Origin of the sequence: Microcoleus sp. Z1_B2 (genome assembly GCF_036700325.1) — a bacterium.
In the GTDB taxonomy this organism is placed as follows: Bacteria; Cyanobacteriota; Cyanobacteriia; order Cyanobacteriales; family Microcoleaceae; genus Microcoleus.
The window spans coordinates 1-24,878 of record NZ_JAUBOQ010000023.1 but is presented as its reverse complement, the minus strand read 5'-3'; the positions used below and the strand labels follow the sequence as shown (position 1 = coordinate 24,878).

The window sequence follows — 24,878 nt, the reverse complement described above, 5'->3', positions numbered from 1 at the left end:
TATTTAAGCCTGATTTAGGATCAATTTAACACAAGTTCTGGCTGCTGAGTCTCAAACAAAGGGCGAGTTACCTGACGCACTAGCACTGTTTCTAAACTGCCTTCTACTACATTTGCTGCTTCTATTTCCAACTCGCCCCACAATAGCCGATCGCCTTGATTGGGCATTTTACCTAAATTGTGGATTACGAATCCGGCGATTGTTTGGTAAGCTTGGTTAGTTGGCAGGTTTAACCCTAGTTTTTCGTTAACTGCTGTCACTTCCCATAGGCCAGAAATGAGTGCCGAATGAGCATCTTTTTGAACGAAAGTTGCCTGGGAAGATGACACCAGCGGTTGAGACTCTTTACTGGTAATCCAACCAGTCAGCAGCCACACGGTACCGTTGAGAATTACTAGCAGCGGCCACAGTAATTTTGAGCAGAGTTCGAGGGCCGGCATCAGCAGCAAAGCGGTACGTTCTGGGGCGTGGGTTGCTAATACTTTGGGGATTAGTTCTCCTAAGACTATTTCTACGTAAGTTACTAAGATAAAAGCTACGGGAACTGCGATCGAATGAGCAGTCAGCACGGCAGAAAAATGACCGATCGGCAATTTGTCGATCCACGGTTCAATCCAGTGTACAGTCGCTCCCTCACCCAACCAACCCAACAGCAAACTCCCTGCTGTTGTGCCAGTTTGAGTCACAGACAGGTAATGCGGTATGTTGTTTTGAGCTTGGTGGACGAGTTGGGCGGTTTTGGCGGTTGGGCGATCGTGCAAGTGGGCGAGTTGGCGGATTTGATGGCGATCGGCTGATACTAATGCTAGTTCTGACGCCACAAAAAAGGCGATTAAAAGTGTTAAGCCCACCAACATTGCTAAACTCAGCATTGTTTGGGCTACTTCTATTTCCAGGCAAGTAAGGTTGTTCAAGATAGATATCTAATATGATAGATGTTTTATGTTCATGCTTTTATTTTAGCTTGGGACTCAGATAGGTTTATCCCCCGACATTTCGGATATCCCCACTACCCATATTCCTAGGTGTGCATTGCACACCTTACCCGTAGAACTTGTGAACTCTTTCTCTTCTCTTCCTTCGCGCCCTTGGCGTCTTCGGGGTTCGTTTTAACTGAGATATTGCACCATTCTCAATTACTTTTTTAGGAACAGGCTTTTCGGCCTGTTCCACAAGAAAATTCATCTCTTGTGGAACAGGCTTTTCGGCCTGTTCTTGACAATGGTGCAAGATGCGAGTAAAAAAAAAGAATCTAATTCACAACACCGGAACTCATTGCAGTATCAACTCTCCCTTACTCCCCGGAGCGAGTTAATTTCCGTAAAAGTCTGCACCGGATCGGACTTCAACCCGCCTTGAATGTAATTCAACTTCACTTCTTCTAACAAATCCGACAGCAGCGACTGCAATTCCGCGAGAGTTTTCTCATCTTGCAATTCCCGCCGTAAACTTTGATTAAATTCTTGGCTGAAATTATCGAGAATTTTTCTACCTTTATCGTCTTCATAAGTAGTAGCTACCACATCCACCGCAGTTTGAGCTAAATAATTTGCTAGCTGTTCAGTCATCTCCGTCGGCAAAATATTAATCGGAGAGAAAGTTTGCAGGATTTGATAGAAATCAGACTGTTTGATTGTTGTTTCCAAATTGTGGTGCAGCAATTCTTCTAAATCCGGTTGCACCTGTGGCAAAACTTTGTAAATTGTCAGATCCAAAATCCGTTTGGTAATTTGTTCGATCGTATTTTCCTGATTGACGTGAAGGTACGGCTGCTGCGCCAGCAACATCTGTGCCACGTCGCCCTGTTTGATCGAACTTTTAGCTTGATTGATAAACCGCACCATCATGTATTCCGACATCGTATTGGCTAAATAAGCCACCGGTTCATAGGTAACTTGAGCAACTACGCGATCGAGATTCACCAAACCAGACTTGTGCAGCCGCACCAATACTGGCAGAATCCGCCACCCCTGCCAAATCGGCATCACCAGAAACACCTCGTACCAGCGCCTCAGCACAAAATCAAACCAAGTTACCCCCGGTTTACGGCGGGTGTGGAACAAACTTTTAATCAAAAATTCCGCCCCAAAAAAACCAATAAAAAACGTATCTATTCGCCAAAACTGGTCAGCACTTTTCAAATATTCGGGATTAGCTAAACTCGAATCAATGCCTTTAATCGGGTCATAAATTTTAACTAAACCCGGAAAATAGCTCTGATAAACAGGGCGCAACTGAAGGTAACTGAAATGAAAAAGCACCAGCAAAAAATTGACCACCCCTACTAATGCGCTAATTTTTGCCCAAGAAATTGCTTTTTTGGACAGTTTTACCTCGGTGTTGTTAACAGTTGTGTGGGAATCTGACATAAAAATAATCTTCCGAATTTGCTAATCGATAAATCTATCTTGTGGCTGAGGCTAAAAAACTCTTAACCTAGTATAATTCTTTATACTCTAAGTATAAGGAAACCAAATGCCGTGAAATTAAAAACAGTCATATCCCTGCTCAAAGAAACTTTTACTCAATGGCAAGAAGATAGAGCGCCAACCCTAGCAGCCGCCCTAGCCTATCACACAGTCTTCTCCCTGGCCCCGCTGCTAATTATCGTAATTGCGATCGCCGGTTTAGTCTTTGGTGCAGACGCAGCCCAAGGTCAAATCGTCGGTCAACTCCAAAGTTTAATCGGCAAAGATGGCGCCGAAACCATCCAAGAACTCATCCTCAAAGCCTCCGAACCAAAGTCGGGAATGATTGCTACTTTACTCGGTATCGCTACACTTTTGTGGGGGGCTTCCAATGTGTTTACTAATCTCAAAGAAGCCCTCAATACTATTTGGAATGTTTCACCGCCTCCCGGACGCGGGATCTGGGGATTTCTGCAAGACCGCGTATTGTCTTTTGCAATGATTTTAGGCATAGGCTTTCTACTGCTAGTATCTTTAGTCCTGAGCGCCGTTTTAGCGGCCGTCAGCTTTTGGTTGAACGGCTTGCTGCACTTACCAGTGGGTATTTGGCAGATTGTGGACTTTGCTCTCTCCTTTGGCGTAGTTACGCTGCTTTTTGCTTTAATTTACAAAGTTTTGCCCGATGTCCATCTTGCCTGGAATGATGTTTGGATCGGCGCCGCCATCACCTCAATGCTGTTTACGATCGGCAAATCCTTAATTGGAGTTTACCTAGGAGGTAGCGGTATTGCCTCTACCTACGGTGCTGCTGGCTCGTTCGTGATTATCTTACTTTGGATCAATTATTCAGCTCAGATTCTCTTCTTAGGTGCTGAGTTTACTCAAGTTTGGGCTAACCGCTACGGTTCCCTGATGCTGGCAAAACGCAAAAATTTGCTCAGCATTCAAGCTGAGGAATCCTCCGGGTCCAAACACCGACAGAATTCTTAATATTAGATACAAAAAATGCGATCGCTCACTTTTGAGTCAGCCGAATGCCAGCACCTTGAAACCTATGTCAGTTGGGACGGCGAGACCTGTGGAATCACTAAATTTTAGACTCAACCCATCGCCAAATCTGCCCGTGAACTTGACCGGGCGAACACTTAGTAGTATCACTGGATATGGTTGAAACCAGTTTATCTTGATCCCTGTCGCTCCCCTTCGGTGATGACCGAAAAATTTGAAGTTTGCGATCGCCCCGAAAGAGATTTTTTTCCTTGCCAGTCCCCAATTTCAAAGGTGAAACCAATCTCAAGTCCACAAACTGGGATATTTCAACCTGAACTGATATCAGGAGGTACTTTTGTACGCATCAAAACATCTGGGAAGCCACCTGCTCCCTATGTCAGACATGGAGCTAATTCGCCTGTGGGTAAACCGCAAATCCCCCCGCAACCGGCGCTTTAGCTGGCAGGCGGCCAACCATTTTCGAGTGTTTGTCGCAAAACCGCTGGCACAAGTTACTCTGACTGATGTCGAGACTTTCGCAGCAGCGATGAGAGCTCGGAAACTTCCACCGCGTTTCTACCAGCAAACCTTGCTAGCGCTGAAATCGCTGTTCGCCTTCGGCCAGCAAACGAAAATTTTGCCCGCAACACTCCCCCTTCACCGGTGGCCGGTTCTGCGCCGGAATCGGTCTAAACGCCTTCGTTTTCAACTCTCTTGGGGTTTCTTAATCTGTTTGTGCTTTTTCTTAGGTAGAATGACGCCGAGACTGTGGGGACAATCGGTCTCGGCAGGAAGCTCGCCCGCCCCGAAACGGCTGCCGGAAGTTGCGACGATCGACTCACCAGACAAACGAGAGAATAACATCGATCGCGATCGATCGCCCGAAACTCCAACCCAGAATTCACCAGAGCCCAGACTCGATAGCAGACTCGATAACATCAGCCCCGAACGTCGAGTCAAAGCCTTTCTCGACACCATCGCAGCCGCCGAAGGAACCGCTAGCCCCGACGGCTACCGCACCCAGTACACCGGCACGAAATTTGTCAGCTTTCAAGATCATCCCAGAGAAATGAGGTGCGGCCGTCGCTACGGCAAAAAACTCTGTTCCGACGCAGCGGGGCGATATCAGTTTCTCAGCACCACTTGGGACAGATTTGCCAAAAAATTTGGCGTCCGCGATTTCAGCCCAGAAAATCAAGATTGGATGGCTATAGAGTTAATCCGAGAAAAAGGTGCATTAGAAGATATAGAAGCGGGTCGATTGGAGCCAGCAGTCAGAAAACTCGCTTACATCTGGCCTTCTTTTCGCCGTTATGGTGGTTCTGTAGAATCGTCGATGCCCAAACTCGAAGCAATGTACCTGCAAAATTTGGGAATTTACCGGCAAGGATTGGTGGTTAGCAATTAGTCAAAAGTTCAAGGACGAGTTTAGATTCGAGTTTGGGAATTTTGGATTAAATTTTGACATCCAAAATTGAAAATGGGGTAGTTATGGGTGATGTCTATTCCGGTTGTATCGAAATGATTAAACCACAGAGGGCACAGAGGACACAGAGAAAGAGAAGAGAGAGATAATAATTCCGATGTCAACGGATTAGATAGGATGTCTATTCTTCGGAAATTTAAAAATTAGGCTAATTTTCCATCTTCCATGTGAAGGATGCGATCGGCAATATCCAAAATTCGGTTATCGTGGGTTACTAACAAAATAGTACAACCCTGTTCTTTGGCTAGTTGCTGCATCAAATTCACCACTTCGCGACCGGATTTGCTGTCCAGGGCGGCTGTTGGTTCGTCAGCTAAAACAATTTGCGGTTGACTGACCAAAGCGCGGGCGATCGCAACTCTTTGTTTTTGTCCTCCAGACAAATCATCTGGATAATAGTTAATCCGCTGTTCCAGTCCTACTAACTCTAGCATTTTTGCAGAGCGATCGCGCATTTGGGAACGCGACAAATTCCCGTGAACTTCCAAACCCATCTGCACGTTTTGTAGCGCTGTCAAACTGCGATGCAAGTTGTGCGCCTGAAAAATATAGCCAATTTTGCGTCGCGCCTTTACCAATTGGTCTGAACTCGCATGGCACATTTCTTGACCGATTATTTTGAGACTTCCCGATTGACCGGATCTCAGTCCGCCAATCAAAGTTAAAAGCGTAGTTTTTCCAGAACCAGAAGGCCCCGTCATCAGCACGATTTCACCTGCATTAATGTCGAGATTAATGTCAAAAAGTACCTGTTTTCGCAGTTGACCTTGACCGAAGTAGTGGTCGAGTTTGTGCGCGGAAATTATAGGTGAAGGAATCTGTAAGGCGTTGGTTGTCGGGTCGAGAGTAGTAGAATTCATAACTTCTTGGTTTGAGGTTTGAGATTGAATGATTCATCGCTTACATCGCCTAAATAGCCGAGTAAAAAGAAGAAAATAAGTTGACAAAAAATATGTTGGCACTCAGGAATTTCTACCAAATTTAGCTTTAATACCCCTTTATTTTTTAGTCTGCGGAGGCGGACTTCATTTGTGTAGGAAAGGTTTCAATCACCGAGTATGATAAAGTGTTTTATAACCCGGATTTAGTGTCCTTCAGACTCACTTATATCATGTCCGGTCGAGCGACCTCGATTTTTGTAGGGGCGGGTTCACCAACAATACCGGCCAATAATTGACCATCTCAAAAACCCGCTCCGACCGGAATATTATGGTTAATCGTGAGGACATGATATTCTTCATTTTCCCTTAAAACATATCTGCTGGATCTGCTGATTGCAGCTTGCGAGTGGCAATTGCTCCCGAAATAGTACACATAATCACGTTCAAAAGTAATACTATAAATGCTCTAATCAGCGTCATATAAAGGGGTAAGTTTGTAGCTTTGCGAGTTAAAGAATAAAGTCCGAAAGAAACTCCTACTCCTGGCAAAAAACCGAGGACAGAAAGAATTAGAGCTTGTTCAAAAACGATGCCCAGTAAATAAACATTGCGGTAGCCCATCGCTTTGAAAGTAGCGTATTCTCCCATGTGGTCGCTGACATCGGTTGAGAGAACTTGATAAACAATAATTACTCCTACTACAAAACCCATCGCGACGCCTAAATTAAACACAAAGCCGATCGCAGTATTCTTAGCCCAATAGTTTTTCTCAAAATCGATAAATTCTTGTTTGGTTAATACCTTGACATCCGGCGGCAAATATGCTTTCAAAACTTGTTGAACTTCCACGGGGTCAGCACCCGGTTGCAGTTGAATTAATCCGGCATTAACACTCGCGGCGTTTTGTCTCGCAAACAGGCGCAGGTAATTTTGATCGCTAGTCATCAAAATACCGTCGGCGGCAAAAGATGCTCCAACTGTGAATAAACCGCTGACGTTAATCCTGCGCCGCTCTACCTCAGCTTTAACAGCTTTTCCTCGATCGATTTGCGCGATCGTCCCTTGGTAATCTCCCCTAGAAGCTCGATCGAACAACACGGTATCCGGCAATTTAATCGCGTTCAAATTTTGGTTAACTTCGGGAAGCGCAAACGCAGGGCGATTCGGATTGAAACCCACCACCATCAGCGACGTTTCGCGCCGAGTTTCGGGATTTTTCCAGTTAGCAATTTTCACGTAAAGCGGCTCGGCTGATTTCACGCCCGGTACATTCATTGCTTGATACAATCTACGCCTGGGGAAGGAAGACAAATTAATCAAATTTCGCGCTTGGGGGTGAATCAAAACTAAGTCTGTTTCCAAGCTTTGATGCAGCCGCGTATTGCTGGTGTAAAGCGCATTTTGAAAGCCTAACTGCATGAACATCAAAACGTCAGCAAAGGCAATTCCGGCTACTGCAACCAGCATTCGCCCTTTGTCGTGACTCAGTTGCAGCCATCCGAGGGAAGTTCTGCGTCTTAATTGTTGTAAGGGTTTGATTAGTGCAATCATAGGATTTTAGATTTTAGATTTTGGATTTTGGATTAAAGACAGCAACCTGATATTGGAACAATTCTTAATCTTTAATAATTAAGTCAGAATGATTCATCTCTCTATTCTCTTCCTCTGTGTCCTCAGCGCTCTCTGTGGTTAAAAAATTCTTAATCCTTAATTTCCCCGATCGCCACCTTGACTTGCAAATTGGTTAATCCCGCTACTTTCTGGCTGGAAGCTTCATCTAAGCGCACTTTTACTTCCACAATTCGACTATCAATATTCGCAGAAGGATCGGTGTTAACAATGTTTTGCCGCTGCACTTGCAAACCAATATGTTCGACAGTTCCCCGCAATTCGCCGGTCAAAGCATCGCTAGTAATTTTGGCGGTTTGTCCGAGGCGTACTTTGTCCACATCGCTTTCGTAGATTTCCGCAACAGCCAGCATCTCGCGAGTTTGTCCGAGTTCGACAATGCCGTCGTTTCCCACTTTTTCCCCCGGATGCGTATGAATTTTCAGGACTTGGGCGTCTCTGGGAGCACGGATGTAAGCTAGATCCAGATTGGCTTTGGCTTGTTTGGCGGCTGAAGCGGCGGCACTGACTTCGGCGGCGGCTGCTGCTATGTCAACGGGACGCACTTCGGCGATGCGATCGAGATTTGCCACGGCTTCATTAATCTGCTGTTGTCGAGATTGCTCAACTTGGCTGAGTTTGGCTTGCGCTTCGTTAATTTGCTGTTGGCGAGATTGTTGAATTTGATTTAATTTGGCTTGGGCTTCGTTAATTTGCTGTTGGCGGGATTCCTGAATTTGATTTAGTTTTGCCTTTCCTTCGTTGAGTTGCTGTTGAGTTGTTTCGGCGGCGAGGCTTTTGCTGTCGCTAGTTGAGGCGGAAATTGCTCCCTGTTTATACAGTTGGGAGTAGCGCCGATCCTCGCTTTGGGCGTTGCGGAGTTCGGCTTGTAGACGGGCAATTGCGGCTTTTTGGGTTTGAATTTCCCCTTGCTGTTCGGCCCTGATGCGGGCAATTGTGGCTTGTTGCGCTGCGATTTCGGTGCTGCGATCGACTTCTAGGCGGCTGACGATCGCCTGTTGCGCTGCGATCTCGTTGCTGCGATCGGCAGATAAACGGCTAATAGTCGCTTTCTGGGCTTGAATTTCGCCGTTTTTGGCTCCAGCTTTGACTTTTGCTAGATTTGCCTCAGCGACGCGCACTTGTTCTTGAGCTTGGTCGAGGGCGGCTTGCAGGCGATCGCGACTATCCAAAATTGCGATCGCTTGGCCTGTTTTCACCCTGTCTCCCTCTTTGACCAAAAGTCGATCGATCCGGTTTCCTTCCGCGGCACCGGAGGCGGAGACTTTAATTACTTCTCCTCTGGGTTCGAGTCGCCCCAAGGCTGTAACTGTGGTTAATTGGGATGCTGTGACGGCTGCTGCTGCGGCTACTGCGTTCGGATCGGGTATGCGCGATCGCCAGATCGTGTAGCCTGTGGTTCCCGCTGCCCCCAGGGTTGCTACTGCTGCCACAACTAGGAGTTTTTTAACTAGGGATGGATTTGAGGATAAGCCGTCCGCTGTTGGTTGGTGTACCATGACATACCTCTTTGTGAGAAAATAAAACTAAACGGTTTAGTTACGATGTCTCCTAATACTAAACCGTTCAGTATAATAATGTCAAGCTCCCAAATAAAAATTACAGAAGCAAGGTATGGCAAGGACAAAACCGATCGAACCAGACGCAGCAGGAGGTGACAAAACCGAGCAAATCCTGCAAGGTGCGATGCAAGAATTTTTAGCCCACGGCTACGCGGGCACGAGTATGGACAAGGTAGCGAAGACGGGGGGAGTGTCCAAAGCCACGGTTTACAGCTATTTTCAAGATAAAGAGGGATTGTTTGCGGCTTTGGTACAGCGGCTGGCGCGAGAAAAAGTCCATTTTACAGTTCTGGATGAAGAACCTGCCGTAGCGCTGCGATTCGCTGCCACAACTATATTGGATCAGGCGACCCAGGAACCAGAATATCTCAATTTTGTGAGGTTAGTGATTGCGGAGTCAGGGCGTTTTCCCCAGCTCGCGCAGACTTTTGTGAGAAACTTAGGTAAACCGGGTATCGAGCGGCTAGCGGAATATTTGGCATCGCATCCAGAGTTAAAATTGCCCGATCCGGAGGCAACGGCGCGAATTTTTATCGGATCTTTGGTATATTTTCAGTTAATGCAGCATATGATGCACGGTAAAGAGATTATCCCAATGGAGCGCGATCGACTGATCGATGGTCTGCTGCACTTGATTTTAGGGCCGGAGTCCAATTCCTAAGTGCGACAAAATCTAGGATTTTTTTTCGAGAATCATTTAAATGCCATAAAGAGCGAGATCCCTTTATGGCTGCGATCGCAGGTTTTAGTCAGGTGTTTTTCCTAACCTTTCCCTCAATTCCTCCGCCGATAACTGCGGCAGTTGTTCTACAAACAATGTCAATTCTGCCACAGGCAATGCCAATAAATTAGTAACTGCAGCAGGCAGAAGATCGCCCAATTCAGGCGATCGTATTTGCAAGACACTTTCAGCCAACAATTTCACTGCTGATTCCCGCCCAGATTCATCGACTGTTAACATCGATATTGCCAGCAACAGCACTGTAAATTCCGCCGCCGCCAACTTGGATATTGGAGATAGAAAAAGTGCCATTTTTGGACTTAATTCTCCAAATCTAACTCGCAGAAAGTTTTCTAAGGATCGTCGATTAAATAACTTCGTAGGTTGGGTTGAGGAACGAAACCCAACCTACAAAAAATGCAAGTTATTTAATTCTCATTCCTAATATTAAGCGCTGTTGTTCTTGTCGGCCTTGTTCTAGTCCTTGTTCTAGTCCTTGTTCTAGTCCTTGTTCTCTAGCTTGTTGCTGTGCTGCTTGTATTTGTTGTTGAAAAAGTGGTGCAATGGCCATAATTAACTCCCGCTCTTCTGGCTCTAATACTTGTGGCGCATCGGTTACTAAAATAATTGGGTTTAAAGCCCCGTCCTTGTAGGACGGCTTTCTGTGTTATACTTACGCTGACACGACAAGCGTAACTATGTTGGTATTTGAGGCAAAACTTGAGGGGACGAAGCAACAGTACGAGAGGCTAGACGAAGCCATCCGCACCGCTCGCTTCGTTCGCAATAGCTGTCTGAGATACTGGCTCGACAACTTGGGAATCGGCAAGTACGAGTTAAGCGCCTACTGCGCTGTCCTAGCCAAAGAATTTCCTTGGGCTGCTAAACTCAACTCTCAAGCGCGTCAGGCTTCTGCCGAAAGAGCTTGGTCTGCAATTGCGCGGTTCTACGACAACTGCAAAAAAAGCACACCAGGGAAAAAGGGCTTCCCGCGTTTTAAAAAACATCAGACGCACGACTCTGTTGAATATAAAACAACAGGCTATAAGTTGTCGGATGATAGACGTACTATCACTTTCACTGATGGGTTTGAAGCCGGAAGTTTTAAGTTGTGGGGAACTCGCGACTTGCACTTCTACCAATTAAAGCAGCTTAAGCGCGTGCGTGTTGTTCGTAGAGCCGACGGTTACTACGTTCAGTTTTTGATCGACCAAGAACGACTAGAAAAGAGAACGCCAACTGGTAAAACACTAGGTTTGGACGTTGGTTTGACTCACTTCTACACAGATTCAGACGGTCAAACAATTGAAAACCCGCGTCATCTGAGAAAGTCCGAGAAAGCTCTCAAACGACTGAATCGGCGTCTTTCGAGAACAAAAAAAGGCTCCAAAAATAAAGCCAAAGCAAGAAACCGATTAAGTAGAAAACACCTCAAAGTAAGTAGACAACGTAAAGATTTTGCCGTGAAATTGGCAAGATGCGTAATCCAGTCTAGCGACTTGGTTGCCTACGAAGATTTGCAGGTGCGAAATATGGTCAAAAATAGAAAGCTAGCTAAATCTATTTCGGATGCTGCATGGTCTGCTTTCCGTCAATGGTTGGAATATTTCGGCAAAGTGTTTGGAGTGGTAACAGTTGCTGTACCACCGCACTACACTTCGCAAAATTGTTCTAACTGTGGGGAAATCGTCAAAAAGTCTTTGAGTCAAAGAACGCACCGCTGCCAACATTGCGGTGTTGTACTCTTACGTGACTGGAATGCCGCAATCAACATACTTGAGTTAGGACTTCGTACCGTGGGGCACACGGAAACGTTAAACGCCTCTGGAGACATCGACCGCTGCATTGGTGAGGCAACTCCTCAATGTAAGTCGAGTCGTGGAAAGAGGAAGCCTAAACAGTGATGTTTAGAATCCCCGACCGTTTACGGCGGGGAGGATGTCAATAAATTTGATTGTAACCGATACAGCAATTCTAGCGCGATAATCCGCAACGGATCGTCTGTTGCTAAAGCGCTTAATTGGGAAATAGCCCTTTGCTGCACTCCCCCTTTGCCCAAAATCCTCAACCACAGAGTTTCTGGAGTTTCGGGCAACTGGTGAATCGCCACAATTGCAGTCCGCAAAGATTCCCCCAAGAAATAAATTCCCTGCATCCAATTCTCTGTGTCTGGTATCGCATTAAAGCTATCTACCAATGCTTTCGATGCTGTGGGCATCGATCGATTTTAGATTTTAGATTTTAGATTTTAGATTGAAGAAAGTGAAGTACACATCGATTTCTCCGACTTCTGAAGTCACATCGCGGCCGATATTAACCGTTCCGAGCGGTGACAGCAATTCCTCCAGGTATTCTTTGGCAAAGAGATCGTGAATAAATCGCGTCATAGAAATTATTTCAAACAGTAAATATATCTTTTAGCCGTTTTCTCACCCATTCTACAGGATTTTCATCCTCTTCTGCTGCATCTACCAATTCCATTTCTCGCAATAATTGCTGTCTCTCGCTGAGTTCTTCTTTGTGTTTGACTATTTCTTTAATAATCTGTTCAGATAAATCCGGTCGTTCAGTTAAAACTTTCTGGAAACCTTCTTTATTGATGGCAAACAAAATTGTTTCTTCCAAAGCTCTTACCGAAGCAGTTCTGGGGATTCCCAACATTAAAGAAAGTTCACCGAGAAACTGACCACTACCGAGGTTATTCAGATGTTTGTCAATAGCTTCTACAAAAACTTCTACTGAACCTGAAAGAATCATGTAAAAAGCATCTCCGGGGTCGTTTTCGTGAAACAAATATTCTTGCGATCGCAGCCGTTTCCGGTATCCAACTTCAATCAATTGCCGCAATTCAAGGTCAGTCAGGTTTTCAAAGTATTCCACCTCTCGTAGCAAACAGCTAAGCGACGATGGCTTTTTCAGTTTCTCTGCAAAAATAGGCGGTTTTTGCTCATTTTCTGAGTAACTGTTCGGGAGGTCAATTGCAGTTTCTTTTTTGTTAAACATGGACAACAGAACTTCGGGATTTTGCAAATAAATTTCACGGTCATTGAACGGAAATTCGATTTTATGCTGGCGGAAATTGTATTCAATTGCAAAATTCAAAGAACTTTTAATTATTTCTCTTTCAGTCGGCTTGTCCGTCCAAACTAAAAGTTCAAATTTAAAACTATCATCACCAAACTCGACAAACAATACTTTCGGATTCGGTTCGTACAATACTCCAGCTTCTGCGTAAGCAATATTTAACAGAGTTTCTGTCACTAACAGGGGGTTACTATTCTCGGCTACTTCTACGGGAACTCGCAGACAGAGTAGGGAATTTTCGTAACTCCAGTTAACAATTTTGTTGCTAATCATTTTGCTGTTGGGAACAATGACGCTAGAGTCTTCAGTAGTTTGGATGATGGTCGATCGAATCGAGATTTTTTTGACGATTCCCATTAATCCTTCTAATTCCACAAAGTCTCCGACTTTAACCGGCCTGTCTAAAAGCAGCGTTAAGCCGCTGACAAAATTAGTTGTTAAATCTTGGATTCCGAAGCCAATTCCGACTCCCAATCCCCCCGCAACTACTGCAAAAGAAGCGAGGTTGAAGCCGATGCTTTGGATGGCGACTATTACTCCCAAAGCTACTATTAAATACCCAATAATTACTGCGATGGCTTCCCTGTTTCCCTCGTCAATTCCCAGTCTGACGAGCAAGCGTTCCTTCAGGAAATTCGTAAATGAGCGTGCTATGACAAGGATAGCCATAAACAACACTATTAGTTCTACCAGTGACTGCAGGGATACTGGATTGTCACCTATTTTAAATAGGGTAGCTGTAAATATTTGCGATATCTGTGTCAACACTTCTTCTGGTATTGTATTCAATTTAAATTCCGGGAATAAGGTTTTTTGTGTGGTCATTTTTAAGGAGAGGAGTAAAAAATAAAGTCCTCAGTACCCAATGTAAAAATCAAATACTGAACTCGTTATCATAAATTTTAACCTATTTTTATGGTAAAAAAACTTAAGTCGTTACATAGAGATGTTGTTCCTCATACTACGCAGTTATCCCTATTGCCAATTTTTCGGATACTTGGTCTTCGCAGGCCTGCGGTTAGTGTGCCACTTTTTCGCGTTCTGAGAGCCGACTCATCTATTATTAAAGCGCTCTAGTAACTTTAGTGAATATTAACTCGATTCGAGTTTATCATACTCTCCACTATTTTTTTTTGAAGTCCCGTTATCAAGTTAAGCAGGGATTATTCAATGACTCTTTAAGTGGACAAGTCAAATATCCAAGTATTACAATGACTTTAACTGGTGGGAGAGATATTGCTATTACTCTGCCAGTTGCGTCCGTTTTATGTATTATCTAAGTAAAAATTTAACGGATCTAGCTAAAATTGATAACGTTTCAAGAATACTTGGCATTCTACCGATATGGGGGACGAAATATAACTTAATCGCATTTGTCAATCCGTAATTTTACTTAAAATATTGCTTGTTTAGGAGTGGAAAATTGGCGATTTGAGGGTAGGTGGACATAAATATGGCGCGAGACATGATTGCTCGATCGCCCAAATCAAAGTTGTCCACCCAAAACCTGAGTAAAGGCTGAGCATAATTACTGATTGACAAATGCTTCCCTAGGTTAAGTTGTCATCAATGTTCTACCGATAGGATTGATTAGCAATAGAATTGATGAGAAATAGAAATACTTGGCGATACATCCGAATAATTAAAAAACATAGTGTCGCAAGGGATACATATCTCGCAGATTGAAAGCCTAATAGTCGCGCTACTGAACGTTTTATTCAGTACCCAAATTGGAGGCAACGAAAACCTTGCGATCGCACAATTGGACAGAAGTTCTAGAATAAAAGCTGAAATGCACGAGCCAACATGAGCAAATTCCCACCAGAGAAAACCCAACCGCCACAGCAAGAGAGCACAACAGCAGAGGTATTGCGACAGGCTCACTTCGAGGCTTTTTTTGCTGCTGCGAATGCCGGACTGATGATTTTAGACCGCCAACTCCGGTACGTCCAAATTAACGAAGCTATGGCCGAGATCAATGGCATTTGTGTGGCAGATCATATTGGTAGGTCGCTGTGTGAAGTGCTGCCAGAATTGGCTGCGAATCTGGGACCAATTTTGCAAGAAATTCTGGATACGGGCAAGCCAATTCTCGACTATGAAGTAGTGGGTGAAACTCCGAGACAACCGGGCCTCCTGCGCTACTGGCAAGCATCTTACTATCCTTTGCGGGATGAAAATGACCTGGTTTTTGGTGTTGGTGCCCTTGTGATTGAAATTACCGATCGCAAGCGGGCAGAACAAAAGCAGGCACGACTGACGGCCATTTTGGAAGCAACTTCCGACTTAGTAGGAGTTTCTGATACGACAGGGCATAGCGTCTATCTCAACAAAGCCGGACAGGAAATGCTGGGGATGTCCCCAGAGGAAGCACGAGCTTCGTTTAGTATAGATTCTGTGTTAGCTCCCTCAGCAACGGCAAAATTCCACAACGAAGTAATTCCCACCGCCTTGCGAGAGGGCCGGTGGACTGGTGAAACTCTGTTTTTGTCATGCGATGGGGAAGAAATTCCAGTCTCCCAGGTTTTGATCGTTCACAAAACCGCAGCGGGTGAAGTCGAGTTTATCTCCACTATTGCGCGGGATATTCGCGATCGCAAAAAAGCAGAGGAAGAACGGCAATTGCTCGCTACAACGATCGAGAACAGCCGTGACTTTATTGGCGTTGCCTCAATGGATGGTCGCCCGATGCTAGTGAATCAGGCTGGTCTGGATTTGGTGGGACTCAGCAGTTTGGACGAAGCCAAAACCAAACACATGAACGACTTTTTCATGGCAGAAGATTTGGACTTTGTACAGCAGTTTATTATGCCTGCAATAATGCAAGAGGGAAGTTGGCGGAGTGATTTCCGCTTCAGACATTTCGTGACAGGTGAACCCATCGCGGTAGATTACACCCTATTTTTGATCAAAGATCCAGAGACTAATGAACCCATAGGAATTGCCACTATTACGCGGGATATTCGCGATCGCAAAATCGCAGAAGATGTCCTGAAACAAAGTGAAGAAAGATTTCGTTCTTTGATGGAAGCCAGCGCTCAAATTATTTGGATCTGCAATGCCGACGGCGAAATGGCGATCGAGCAACCTACTTGGAGTGCATTTACAGGACAGACATTTGATGATTACAAAGGAGGGGGTGGGATCAAGGCTATCCATCCAGACGATCGCTCGTCTATGGTTACTGCCTGGTCAACTGCTATTGCCAATCGATCGCTCTATGAAGTTGAATTTCGTATGCGCCGTCATGACGGGGTATATCGGTACATGAGTTGTCGTGGTGTACCAATTCTGAACGCGGATGGTTCAATTCGGGAATGGATTGGAGCTAATACAGATATTACCGATCGCAAGCAAGCAGAAGAAGCTCTGCGCCAACAGCAAGCTGCGCTGCGCGATCGCAACGTCTTGCTGAGCTCTATTTTGGAAAGTACGCCAGACATAATTGTGGTTAAAGACCGGGAAGGCCGATATGTTGCCCTTAATTCCGAGGTCGCAAAATCCTTTTACGGTAGACCCATTGAGGAAATTATCGGTAAAGATGATTCGGAACTCCTTCCTCCGGCTGCCGCCGTTGCAATAATGGCAAAAGACCGCCAGATCATGGAAGCAGGCCTTACTGAAAGCTACGAAGAAGAGGTTTTCAATGGTAAAGAGAATACTTCTTTTTTAACCACAAAAGCCCCTTGGCGGGACGCTCAGGGCAATATTATCGGCCTGATCGCCATAGCACGAAACATTAACGATCGCAAACAAATGGAAGCAGAGTTGCGCGATCGTAATGCACTGCTCAAATCTATTTTGGAAAGTACACCAGACTTCATTGTCGTTAAAGATCGGGAAGGTCGTCATGTTGCCCTTAACTCCAATGCAGCAAACTTCTTGGGCAAGCCAATTGAGGAAATCATCGGCAAAGATGATTTGGAATTAATGTCGCCTGACACTGCCCGTGAAATGATGGCAAAAGATCGCCACATCATGGCAGCAGGAATCACTGAGAGTTACGAGGAAGATATCTCTTCTCATGATGAAAGCCCTACGACCTTTTTAACTACAAAAGCTCCTTGGCGGGATGCTAATGGTAATATCCTGGGCATCATCGCCACAACACGAGATATTACCGATCGCAAACAAGCCGAAGATGCTATCAAACAAAGCGAAGGACGCTATCGATCGCTAATCCTTGCCATGTCCCAAATTGTCTGGACAGCAGATGCTGAAGGAAGATGCCCAGATATACCGACTCTGAGAGCTTACACCGGACAAACCGAAGCGGAGGTCGTTGGTTTTGGCTGGTTAGATGCAATTCACCCGGACGATCGCGAACGAACGGATCAGGTGTGGATGGAAGCAGTGCAAACGAAAACCATGTATGACACAGAATATCGAATCCGGGGAGCGGATGGAAACTATCGTTATTTTCAAGGTAGGGCGGTGCCAATTCTGAATGAAGATGGCAGCATCCGGGAGTGGATTGGCACTTGTACCGATATCCACGATCGCAAACAAGCCGAAGATGCTATCAAACAAAGCGAAGAACGCTATCGATCGCTAACCCTTGCCATCTCCCAAATTGTCTGGACAACGGATGCTGAAGGAAGATGCCAGGATTCACCGAGTATGAGAGCTTACACCGGACAAACGGAAGCTGAGGGGGTTGGTTTTGGCTGGTTAGATGCAATCCACCCGGACGATCGCGAACGAACAGTTCAGGTGTGGATGGAAGCAGTGCAAACGAGAAGCCTGTTTGAGATGGAATATCGAATGCGCGGAACGGATGGAAACTATCGTTATTTCCAAGCTAGAGGGGTGCCAATTCTAAATGAAGATGGCAGCATCCGGGAGTGGGTTGGCACTTGCATCGATATCCAGGATCGCAAACAAACAGAAATCGTACAGGCAAAAGCCAGGGAAGCCGCAGAAGCAGCTAGTCGGGCCAAAAGTGAATTCCTTGCTAACATGAGCCACGAATTGCGGACTCCGCTTAATGGCATCATGGGATACGCGCAGATTCTTCAGCGTTCCAAAGTCTTGAATGAAGAAGAGCGATCGCGCATTGATGTTATTTATCAGTGCGGTTCGCATTTACTGACCTTAATCAATGATATTCTCGATTTGTCGAAGATTGAAGCACAGAAAGTCGAACTAATGCCCACGGATTTTCATTTTCCGGCGTTCCTGCAAGGTGTCGCAGAAATGTGTCGCATCCGAGCTGAACTCAAGGGAATTCACTTTCATTTTCCATCCAGCCCCGAACTCCCGATCGGTATTCGTGCAGATGAAAAACGCTTGCGACAAGTGTTATTTAATCTTTTGAGCAACGCTATTAAATTTACGGATGAGGGCAGTGTTACTTTTATAGTCAGTTTTGCAACAGAAGGAAAAATTCGCTTTGAAATACGCGATACAGGTACCGGCATTGCACCCGATCAACTCCAAGCTATCTTTCAGCCATTCGAGCAGGTAGGAGATCGCAAACGGCAGACGGAAGGCACGGGATTAGGACTGGCAATTAGCCAAAGAATTGTAGAACTAATGGGCAGTACCATTCAGGTTCAAAGTGAGATGAATGTTGGCAGTATTTTCTGGTTTGATGTTAGTCTGCCTCAAGCCGATGAATGGGTAAAAACGTCTCAAATCGACCATCATGGGCAGATTATCGGCATCAAAGACCGCCAACCTAAGATTGTGGTTATTGATGACAAATGGGCTAACCGTTCGGTAATTAACAACTTGCTCAGTCCGATCGGCTTTGAGGTGTTTGAAGCCAACGATGGGCACGAAGGCTGGGAAAAAATTCTAGAGGTGCAGCCCGATTTAATCGTTACCGACTTAGTAATGCCCGAACTAGATGGCTTCGAGCTAATTAAGCGGGTTCGAGAATCGGAAAATTTCAAAGACATCATCATTATTGTGTCTTCTGCCAGCGTATTTGAAACAGATCAATACAGAAGTTTAGAGGCAGGAGGCAACGCCTTTATTCCCAAACCTGTTCAGGCAACGGAGCTCCTGCAAAAATTGCAACAGTATCTTCAGTTAGAATGGCTTTACGAAGCCAATGAAGCTCAACTGGCGATCGGCTCAGACACCAATGAGCTAATTGCACCGCCTGCTACAGAAATGGAAATCCTATACGAGCTGGCTATGAAAGGAAATTTCCTAGAAATAGTTAAGCAGGCGGTATTACTTGAAGAACTAGATCCCCAATACATTCCCTTTGCTAAAAGATTGCATCAAATGGCAAAGGACTTTCAAGACGAAGAGATTTTAACGTTTATTCAGTCCTACAAGTAAGGTTTATGACTTCAGAAATTCAAGCAAATGGTACGATTCTTATAGTTGATGACAATTCAGCTAACTTAGGTGTCTTATCTGATGCCTTAAGCCAAGAAGGATTTGAAGTTCGGGTTGCGAAATCTGGCAAAATGGCACTAGAGCGAGTCAAATATGCTCTACCGGATCTAATCTTGCTAGATGTCATGATGCCAGAAATTGATGGATTTGAAACCTGTCGTCGATTACAGGCTAATCCAGAAACTAAACAGATTCCCATTATATTTATGACTGCTCTCTCGGATACGGCTAATAAAGTTGAGGGGTTTAAGCTTGGGGCTGTAGATTATATTACCAAACCCTTCCAACAGGAGGAAGTATTAGCTCGCGTCAAGCTGCATTTAAAGCTTCATGTTTTAACTGAGAAGTTAGAAGAAAAAAATACATTATTGGAGCAAAAAATTTTAGAGGTTAGCCAAGCCTATGAAGATTTAAAACAACTGCAACTTAAGTTAATTCAAAGCGAGAAAATGTCCGGCTTAGGGCAAATGGCGGCTGGAATTGCTCATGAAATAAACAACCCTATAAATTTTATCTCTGGCAATCTGGGTTATGCCCAAGAGTACGCTCATAACTTACTAAAAATAATACATCTCTATCAAGAAGATTATGTAAATCCCACCCCTCGGATTCAAGCAGCAATGGATGAAATAGAACTGGAATTTGTGGAGGAAGATTTTATCAAAGTTCTTAACTCAATCAACTTAGGAACGCAGCGCATCCAGGAGATTGTTAAGTCTATGCGAATCTTTTCTCGCCTAGATGAGGCAGAGGTGAAATCTGTAAATATTCATGAAGGAATTGATAGTACACTCACCATCCTGCATCATCGTTTAAAAGCAAAACCAGAGCATCCTGAGATTGAACTAATAAAAAAGTACGGTCAGCTTCCACCAGTAGAATGCCATGCCGGACAATTAAATCAAGTGTTCATGAATATTCTTTCCAATGCCATTGATGCTTTAGAGGAATCGAATCAGCAGCGTTCCTTTGCAGAAATTAAACAACACCAGAACCGCATTCAAATTGCTACAAAAGTAATTGACGATAATTGGGTTGCTATTTATATTAGTGACAATGGTCGGGGAGTTTGCGAAACTCTACAACAGAAGCTATTTGACCCATTTTTTACTACCAAACCTATCGGTAAAGGAACTGGGTTGGGATTATCTATAAGTTACCAAATTATCGTTGAAAAGCATGGGGGAAGATTATACTGCCAGCCTGGATTAGGAAAGGGAATAGAATTCGTCATTGAAATTCCTATTCGGCAGCAAGCTTGTAAAGCTGCTTAGGATCGCGAATTAAATAACTTACAATTTTAATTGTTATTGTGGGATGGGCGTCCCGCCCGTCCTTTTTGGACGGGCGGGACGCCCATCCCACTTTCAAGAGTGGAAGTTATTTAATTCTCATTCCTTAGTTTCCCGGTGCAATATCTCTTAGGAACTTTGGTTAATTTCTCGCTGACAGCGGGGACGACAAGGTGTTCCTGTGCAAATAAAGCCTGCAGGCATATTTTTAAAGACGCTGCTGCGAGCTCCAATTAAGGCATTTGCACCGATTTCTACACCAGGGCCAATGAAGCAGTCGGCGGCAATCCAAACGCCGTTATTAATGATAATAGATGCTGTTATTAAGCCAAAGGCTGGGTCTTGAGGGTCATGAGTGCCGGTGCAGAGGTAGCTTTTTTGAGAAATGACGCAGTGTTTGCCGATCGCAATTCGATCGAGACTGTACAATACAACATCATCTCCTATCCAACTGTAATCGCCGATTGCAATTTTCCAAGGATAGGTAAAACGAGCCGTGGGGCGAATAATCACACCCCGACCTATTTTCGCTCCAAATAACCGCAGCAACCCCCTTCTGATGCCGTTAAAAGGGTGTGGAGTGAGAGGAAATGCGATCGCCTGGACGAACCACCAAAGCAAAATTAGCCAACCAGGCTTTCCTCGATCGAACTTTGATTGGTTGTACAGCCGCAAATCAACTAAAGATTCGCCTGTCAAAGTATTTGCGTGATTGTCGCTAATTGGACGATCGTTTATTTGAGAATTGGGGGAATTTGCGCTCAAATTTTCCGGATCTTGGTGCGGATTTGGTATATAATCGGTCATTGATAGTTAATTTAATGTTTAATTTAAAATCGAGTTTAACCTTAAGGACTGCTGCATGACATTTCTAGTTAGGGACAATTTTGACTCGGAAAACGCCAAGGATATCGCACAATGCGAGAAGACAAATCCCAGAATTGGCAAAGTGCGACTTTTACAAACAGCATTGGTACTGCTTAGCAGCTTTTTTGTAGCAGAGTTAATCGCCGCACTTAATTCTCATAGTTTGTCCCTATTAGCAGATGCGGGTCACGTTTTTTCAGATGTAGCAGCTTTAGCAATAACTTTGACAGCGACTTGGTACTCGTCACTTAAAAACAGAAGTAAATCGGTGGATTGCGCGATCGAATTGAGTTCGGGTACTATTCTTAAGAACAGGCAAGATGCCTGTTCCACAAACAGTGAATTTGATTGTGGGGTGGGCATCCTGCCCGCCCGTGGAGAAATCATTGCTGCTTTAATTAATAGTATCAGTTTAGTGGCGATCGCCCTTTGGATTGCCGCCGAGTCGATCGGCCGTTTGCAGTCCCCAACACCCGAAGTAGAAGGGCTGCCGATGTTAATTACCGCCATAGTCGGTTTAAGCATCAACTCGATTAATGCTTGTTGCTTGCATTCCTGCTGTCACGGCGACTTAAATCTCAAAAGCGCCTTTCTGCACGCAGTCGCCGACATTTTTTCATCGGTTGGAGTAATTATAGCTGCGATCGCCGTAGCGTGGCTGCACTGGAATTGGGCTGACGGCTTAATTAGCTTGCTAGTCTCTGCATCAATTATTTTATTAACTCTACCATTGCTAATCGAAAGCATCCAATTGCTGCTGGGAAAAGTATCAGCAATATCCGCAAATCAACAGCCTTGTGATTGCGAAAAAGTGAGCGCAGAAAAATTGCTTTTTCCATCCCTCGAAGAACTTATTAAATGATCTCTCCTCATCTGCGTATATCTGCGTAGATGCGCTGAGATATGCAGTTAAAATACTTAAGTAATTAACAAGGGCGATGTCTAGATTGTAAAGATATCGTAAACCTTATTATGTCCTCATGGCAAAGATCCGACTTTTCCGACTTTAAGATCCGACTTTTCCGACTTTACAAAGGCAGGGGCCCGAAGCAATGATAGAGACAGGGAAAGTCAACCCACGATGTCTAGATTGTAAAGATATCGTAAACCAGAAGTGTTATGTTGCGAAATGTTAAATAAAAATATTATCTGAAAAATATGTCTTTAGTATGATACATTGAGGTTGCATCTAAGTTAAACAAAGCCATTCCAACGCGAGGTCAGTGAAAGTTCACTTCTGATCGGGATTACCTCGCTCACGTTCTACTTTGCTGGCGGCTTTATTGCGCCAAAATCCGAGTTTCACGCTGCTATGACGATCGCCCAGGGGGGGCGCAAGTCGATCGAATGTTGTCAGCTATGAGCGAAGACAATCAGTTTTTCGTGTTCATTTTCCGTGAACAAAAGGCAACGGGCTAACAATTTTACCGATCGAGCGATTTGAGCAATAAAACTAATAAATTATTCAGTCCTATGCAAGAGCACTTAAGATTTGAGGCGGGGTTTCAACCCCGACCAGACTTGGATGTAAACGATACATATAAAGGATTTCAGCAATTATGAACTTATCAACTATGAACAAGCAAATTATTTTCGTAGACTCTTCAGTACAGGATTATCAAAGCCTGATCCAAGGCATCGATCCCGCTCTAATTGTGATTTTAAATGAAAATTTCAGCGCGATCGACCAAATTACTAACGCCTTGGCAGATCAAAAAGATATTGAAGCAGTTCATATAGTTTCTCACGGCAGCGAAGGCATCTTAAAACTCGGTGCTGACGTACTCAATGACAATAACCTAGAAACTTTCAGCAATCAGCTAAAACAGTGGGGAAGTGCGCTGACAGCAAATGGGGATATTCTATTATATGGATGCGATGTAGCCGCTGGAGAAGTTGGAGAAAACTTCGTAAAGCGCCTCAGCGAAATAACCGGGGCAGATGTGGCAGCATCCACCAACAAGACCGGTAATGCAGCACTAGGGGGCGACTGGGAATTAGAAAAAACAACAGGGGCGATCGAAGCCTCCCTTGCCTTGTCCAGCGAAGCAATGGCAACCTATGGCGGTGTTTTAGCCTCACCCGTTCAATTTGACTTCACATCAGTATTCGATCGCGATGTCATTATCAACTACACGGGAGGAGCCATAGACACCCTACAAGGCGAATTGGGTTACGCAGCGGGAGGGGCTAACATAGATACCTTAATCACTCAGTCCTTTGCAACCGAGAAAGGCGGTGCTAGTGGCAATGGTTTACCCGACAACGGCTTTTTCGCAGCAAATGCCTTCCGTCCCGACGTTCAGCTAGGCTACAACAACACCAATAACGGCAACAACGCCAAAGTTCTTACAACTAACGGCACATCCTTTAACTTTGCTGTTACGCCCAACCAGTATTCACAAATCCACCTGTTCGCCACCAGTACAAATGGCAGTGCTGAGATGCAGGTGACATTTAACTATAGCGATGGCACTAATGGGACAGGCACAGCCACAGTAGTTCCTGACTGGTTTGACGAAATTACCGAAACATCGTCGAGTTACTATCTAATCGACGGAATGGATCGAAGCAGTGATACAGCAGGAACAGGTTATCAGAATGCCAATGATCCTGCCCTATTCGGGTTCATGTTTAATCCTAACCCAGCCAAAACGCTGCAGAGCATTACCGTCAGTAAAACAAGCGGTACCAGCCTTGCTAATTATCTGGGAGTTTTCGGAGCCACAGGTGTTTTAGCTGACATCACAGCGCCGACAGCCGCCAGTTTCAGCCCCGCAGACAACGCCACCAGTGTTGCAGTTGCTGCTGATTTAGTTGTCACCTTGAGTGAAGCCGTACAAAAAGGCATCGGCAATATTGTCATCAAGAAAGTCTCCGACAACTCAGTGGTGGAAACCATTGATGTCACATCAGCCAATGTCACCGTTAGCGGTTCTACTGTCAGCATTAATCCTACCGCTGACCTCGCACCAAGTACCGAATACTATGTAGAAATTGCTAGCGGGGCGATTAAAGACTCGGCTGGTAACAATTATGCCGGGATTACAGGGCCAACCAGTTGGAACTTCACAACCCTCACCGCTTCCACGCTGCCGATTCCTCCCATCCCACAATTAACCCAAAACGGTAGTGCTAATACCAGTCATCAGGGACAGAGCTTCACAGCTTCTGAGAATGGAACAATTAGCGAGATTGCGGTTTATACCGGAGGTGCTTTTACTGGCAATTTATTGATTTACAACAGCAGTAATGGCAGCGGCGCTGGCGGGAACAAAGGTACTCCTACCTATCAACAGAGCATATCACTCCCATCGGGCATGGGTTGGAAAACAGTTAAATTAGACACTCCTTATTCGGCTACCAGTGGGCAAACCTACTCCGTTATTTTTGAGGGAACAGGTACATTCTCTTTCTCGAATACCAACCCTTATGGGGGTGGGAACTATATCTTCAACTACGGCAATGCCAATGCCTCTAATGATTTAGCTTTCTTCATTAACCCGCCGGAAATTGATCTCAAAGGTAATGGTACTTCCATCGCCAATCAAGATATTACACCCACGACAATTGATGGCACTGCTTTTGCTGATACCCCAGTTGG

The 24,878-nt window shown here is 44.9% G+C and carries 19 protein-coding genes; 8 read left to right on the top strand and 11 right to left on the bottom strand.

Annotated elements, in window-relative coordinates; genetic code table 11:
- Nucleotides 1–20: 20 nt before the first annotated feature.
- A complete protein-coding gene (locus tag QT984_RS15250; RefSeq protein ID WP_333055409.1) occupies nt 21–914 on the bottom strand; it encodes a CNNM domain-containing protein in 894 nt (297 codons plus the stop codon).
- Between the two features lie 369 nt (nt 915–1,283).
- On the bottom strand, nt 1,284–2,369 hold the full coding sequence (locus tag QT984_RS15245; RefSeq protein WP_333055408.1) for a hypothetical protein: 1,086 nt from the start codon (nt 2,367–2,369) through the stop codon (nt 1,284–1,286).
- Nucleotides 2,370–2,480: 111 nt separating this feature from the next.
- Between QT984_RS15245 and QT984_RS15240 the strand changes: the two genes are divergently transcribed.
- Nucleotides 2,481–3,398, top strand: a complete 918-nt coding sequence (locus QT984_RS15240) for a YihY/virulence factor BrkB family protein (protein WP_333055407.1) — start codon at nt 2,481–2,483, stop codon at nt 3,396–3,398.
- Nucleotides 3,399–3,753: 355 nt separating this feature from the next.
- Nucleotides 3,754–4,806, top strand: coding sequence for a glycoside hydrolase family 104 protein (locus QT984_RS15235; protein WP_333374342.1), 1,053 nt, complete (start codon nt 3,754–3,756; stop codon nt 4,804–4,806).
- Between the two features lie 221 nt (nt 4,807–5,027).
- On the opposite strand, the gene QT984_RS15230 is transcribed toward QT984_RS15235, so the two are convergent.
- From QT984_RS15230 to QT984_RS15220, 3 genes are all read right to left on the bottom strand, one after another.
- Nucleotides 5,028–5,744 (bottom strand): DevA family ABC transporter ATP-binding protein, encoded by a 717-nt coding sequence (locus QT984_RS15230; RefSeq protein WP_333339671.1) that lies wholly within the window; start codon nt 5,742–5,744, stop codon nt 5,028–5,030.
- A 387-nt stretch (nt 5,745–6,131) separates the two neighbouring features.
- Entirely contained in the window at nt 6,132–7,316 is a 1,185-nt protein-coding gene (devC, locus tag QT984_RS15225) for an ABC transporter permease DevC (RefSeq protein ID WP_333374338.1), read from the bottom strand.
- A gap of 149 nt (nt 7,317–7,465) precedes the next feature.
- Entirely contained in the window at nt 7,466–8,893 is a 1,428-nt protein-coding gene (locus QT984_RS15220) for an HlyD family efflux transporter periplasmic adaptor subunit (RefSeq protein ID WP_333374336.1), read from the bottom strand.
- A gap of 115 nt (nt 8,894–9,008) precedes the next feature.
- On the opposite strand from QT984_RS15220, the gene QT984_RS15215 reads away from it, so the two are divergent.
- The gene (locus QT984_RS15215; RefSeq protein ID WP_333055402.1) at nt 9,009–9,617 is read left to right on the top strand and encodes a TetR/AcrR family transcriptional regulator; all 609 of its coding nucleotides are present in this window, start codon (nt 9,009–9,011) and stop codon (nt 9,615–9,617) included.
- 84 nt (nt 9,618–9,701) lie between these two features.
- On the opposite strand, the gene QT984_RS15210 is transcribed toward QT984_RS15215, so the two are convergent.
- Nucleotides 9,702–9,989 carry a hypothetical protein gene (locus QT984_RS15210; RefSeq protein ID WP_333055401.1) on the bottom strand — a complete coding sequence of 96 codons (288 nt, stop codon included), beginning with the start codon at nt 9,987–9,989 and terminating at the stop codon, nt 9,702–9,704.
- A gap of 112 nt (nt 9,990–10,101) precedes the next feature.
- The gene (locus QT984_RS15205) at nt 10,102–10,248 is read right to left on the bottom strand and encodes a hypothetical protein (protein ID WP_333055399.1); all 147 of its coding nucleotides are present in this window, start codon (nt 10,246–10,248) and stop codon (nt 10,102–10,104) included.
- Nucleotides 10,249–10,375: 127 nt separating this feature from the next.
- Between QT984_RS15205 and QT984_RS15200 the strand changes: the two genes are divergently transcribed.
- On the top strand, nt 10,376–11,581 hold the full coding sequence (locus QT984_RS15200; RefSeq protein WP_333055397.1) for a transposase: 1,206 nt from the start codon (nt 10,376–10,378) through the stop codon (nt 11,579–11,581).
- A 20-nt stretch (nt 11,582–11,601) separates the two neighbouring features.
- Here QT984_RS15200 and QT984_RS15195 read toward each other — a convergent pair whose 3' ends face one another.
- From QT984_RS15195 to QT984_RS15185, 3 genes are read right to left on the bottom strand one after another with little or no spacing between them, the layout of a single operon-like run.
- Nucleotides 11,602–11,895 (bottom strand): hypothetical protein, encoded by a 294-nt coding sequence (locus QT984_RS15195; protein ID WP_333055396.1) that lies wholly within the window; start codon nt 11,893–11,895, stop codon nt 11,602–11,604.
- 16 nt (nt 11,896–11,911) lie between these two features.
- On the bottom strand, nt 11,912–12,064 hold the full coding sequence (locus tag QT984_RS15190) for a hypothetical protein (protein WP_333055395.1): 153 nt from the start codon (nt 12,062–12,064) through the stop codon (nt 11,912–11,914).
- 10 nt (nt 12,065–12,074) lie between these two features.
- A complete protein-coding gene (locus QT984_RS15185) occupies nt 12,075–13,586 on the bottom strand; it encodes a mechanosensitive ion channel domain-containing protein (RefSeq protein ID WP_333374334.1) in 1,512 nt (503 codons plus the stop codon).
- Nucleotides 13,587–14,567: 981 nt separating this feature from the next.
- On the opposite strand from QT984_RS15185, the gene QT984_RS15180 reads away from it, so the two are divergent.
- Together QT984_RS15180 and QT984_RS15175 are read left to right on the top strand one after the other, a co-directional pair.
- Nucleotides 14,568–19,055, top strand: a complete 4,488-nt coding sequence (locus QT984_RS15180; protein WP_333374332.1) for a PAS domain S-box protein — start codon at nt 14,568–14,570, stop codon at nt 19,053–19,055.
- 5 nt (nt 19,056–19,060) lie between these two features.
- On the top strand, nt 19,061–20,389 hold the full coding sequence (locus tag QT984_RS15175) for a response regulator (RefSeq protein ID WP_333374330.1): 1,329 nt from the start codon (nt 19,061–19,063) through the stop codon (nt 20,387–20,389).
- A gap of 147 nt (nt 20,390–20,536) precedes the next feature.
- Here the strand turns inward: QT984_RS15175 and hpsU are convergent, their stop codons facing one another.
- Nucleotides 20,537–21,214, bottom strand: coding sequence for a hormogonium polysaccharide biosynthesis acetyltransferase HpsU (gene hpsU / locus QT984_RS15170; RefSeq protein ID WP_333374328.1), 678 nt, complete (start codon nt 21,212–21,214; stop codon nt 20,537–20,539).
- 55 nt (nt 21,215–21,269) lie between these two features.
- Here hpsU and QT984_RS15165 point away from each other — a divergent pair, with 55 nt between their 5' ends.
- A complete protein-coding gene (locus QT984_RS15165) occupies nt 21,270–22,136 on the top strand; it encodes a cation diffusion facilitator family transporter (protein ID WP_333374326.1) in 867 nt (288 codons plus the stop codon).
- Between the two features lie 697 nt (nt 22,137–22,833).
- The coding region (locus QT984_RS15160; RefSeq protein ID WP_333374324.1) for a DUF4347 domain-containing protein at nt 22,834–24,878 on the top strand (2,045 nt) is incomplete at its 3' end.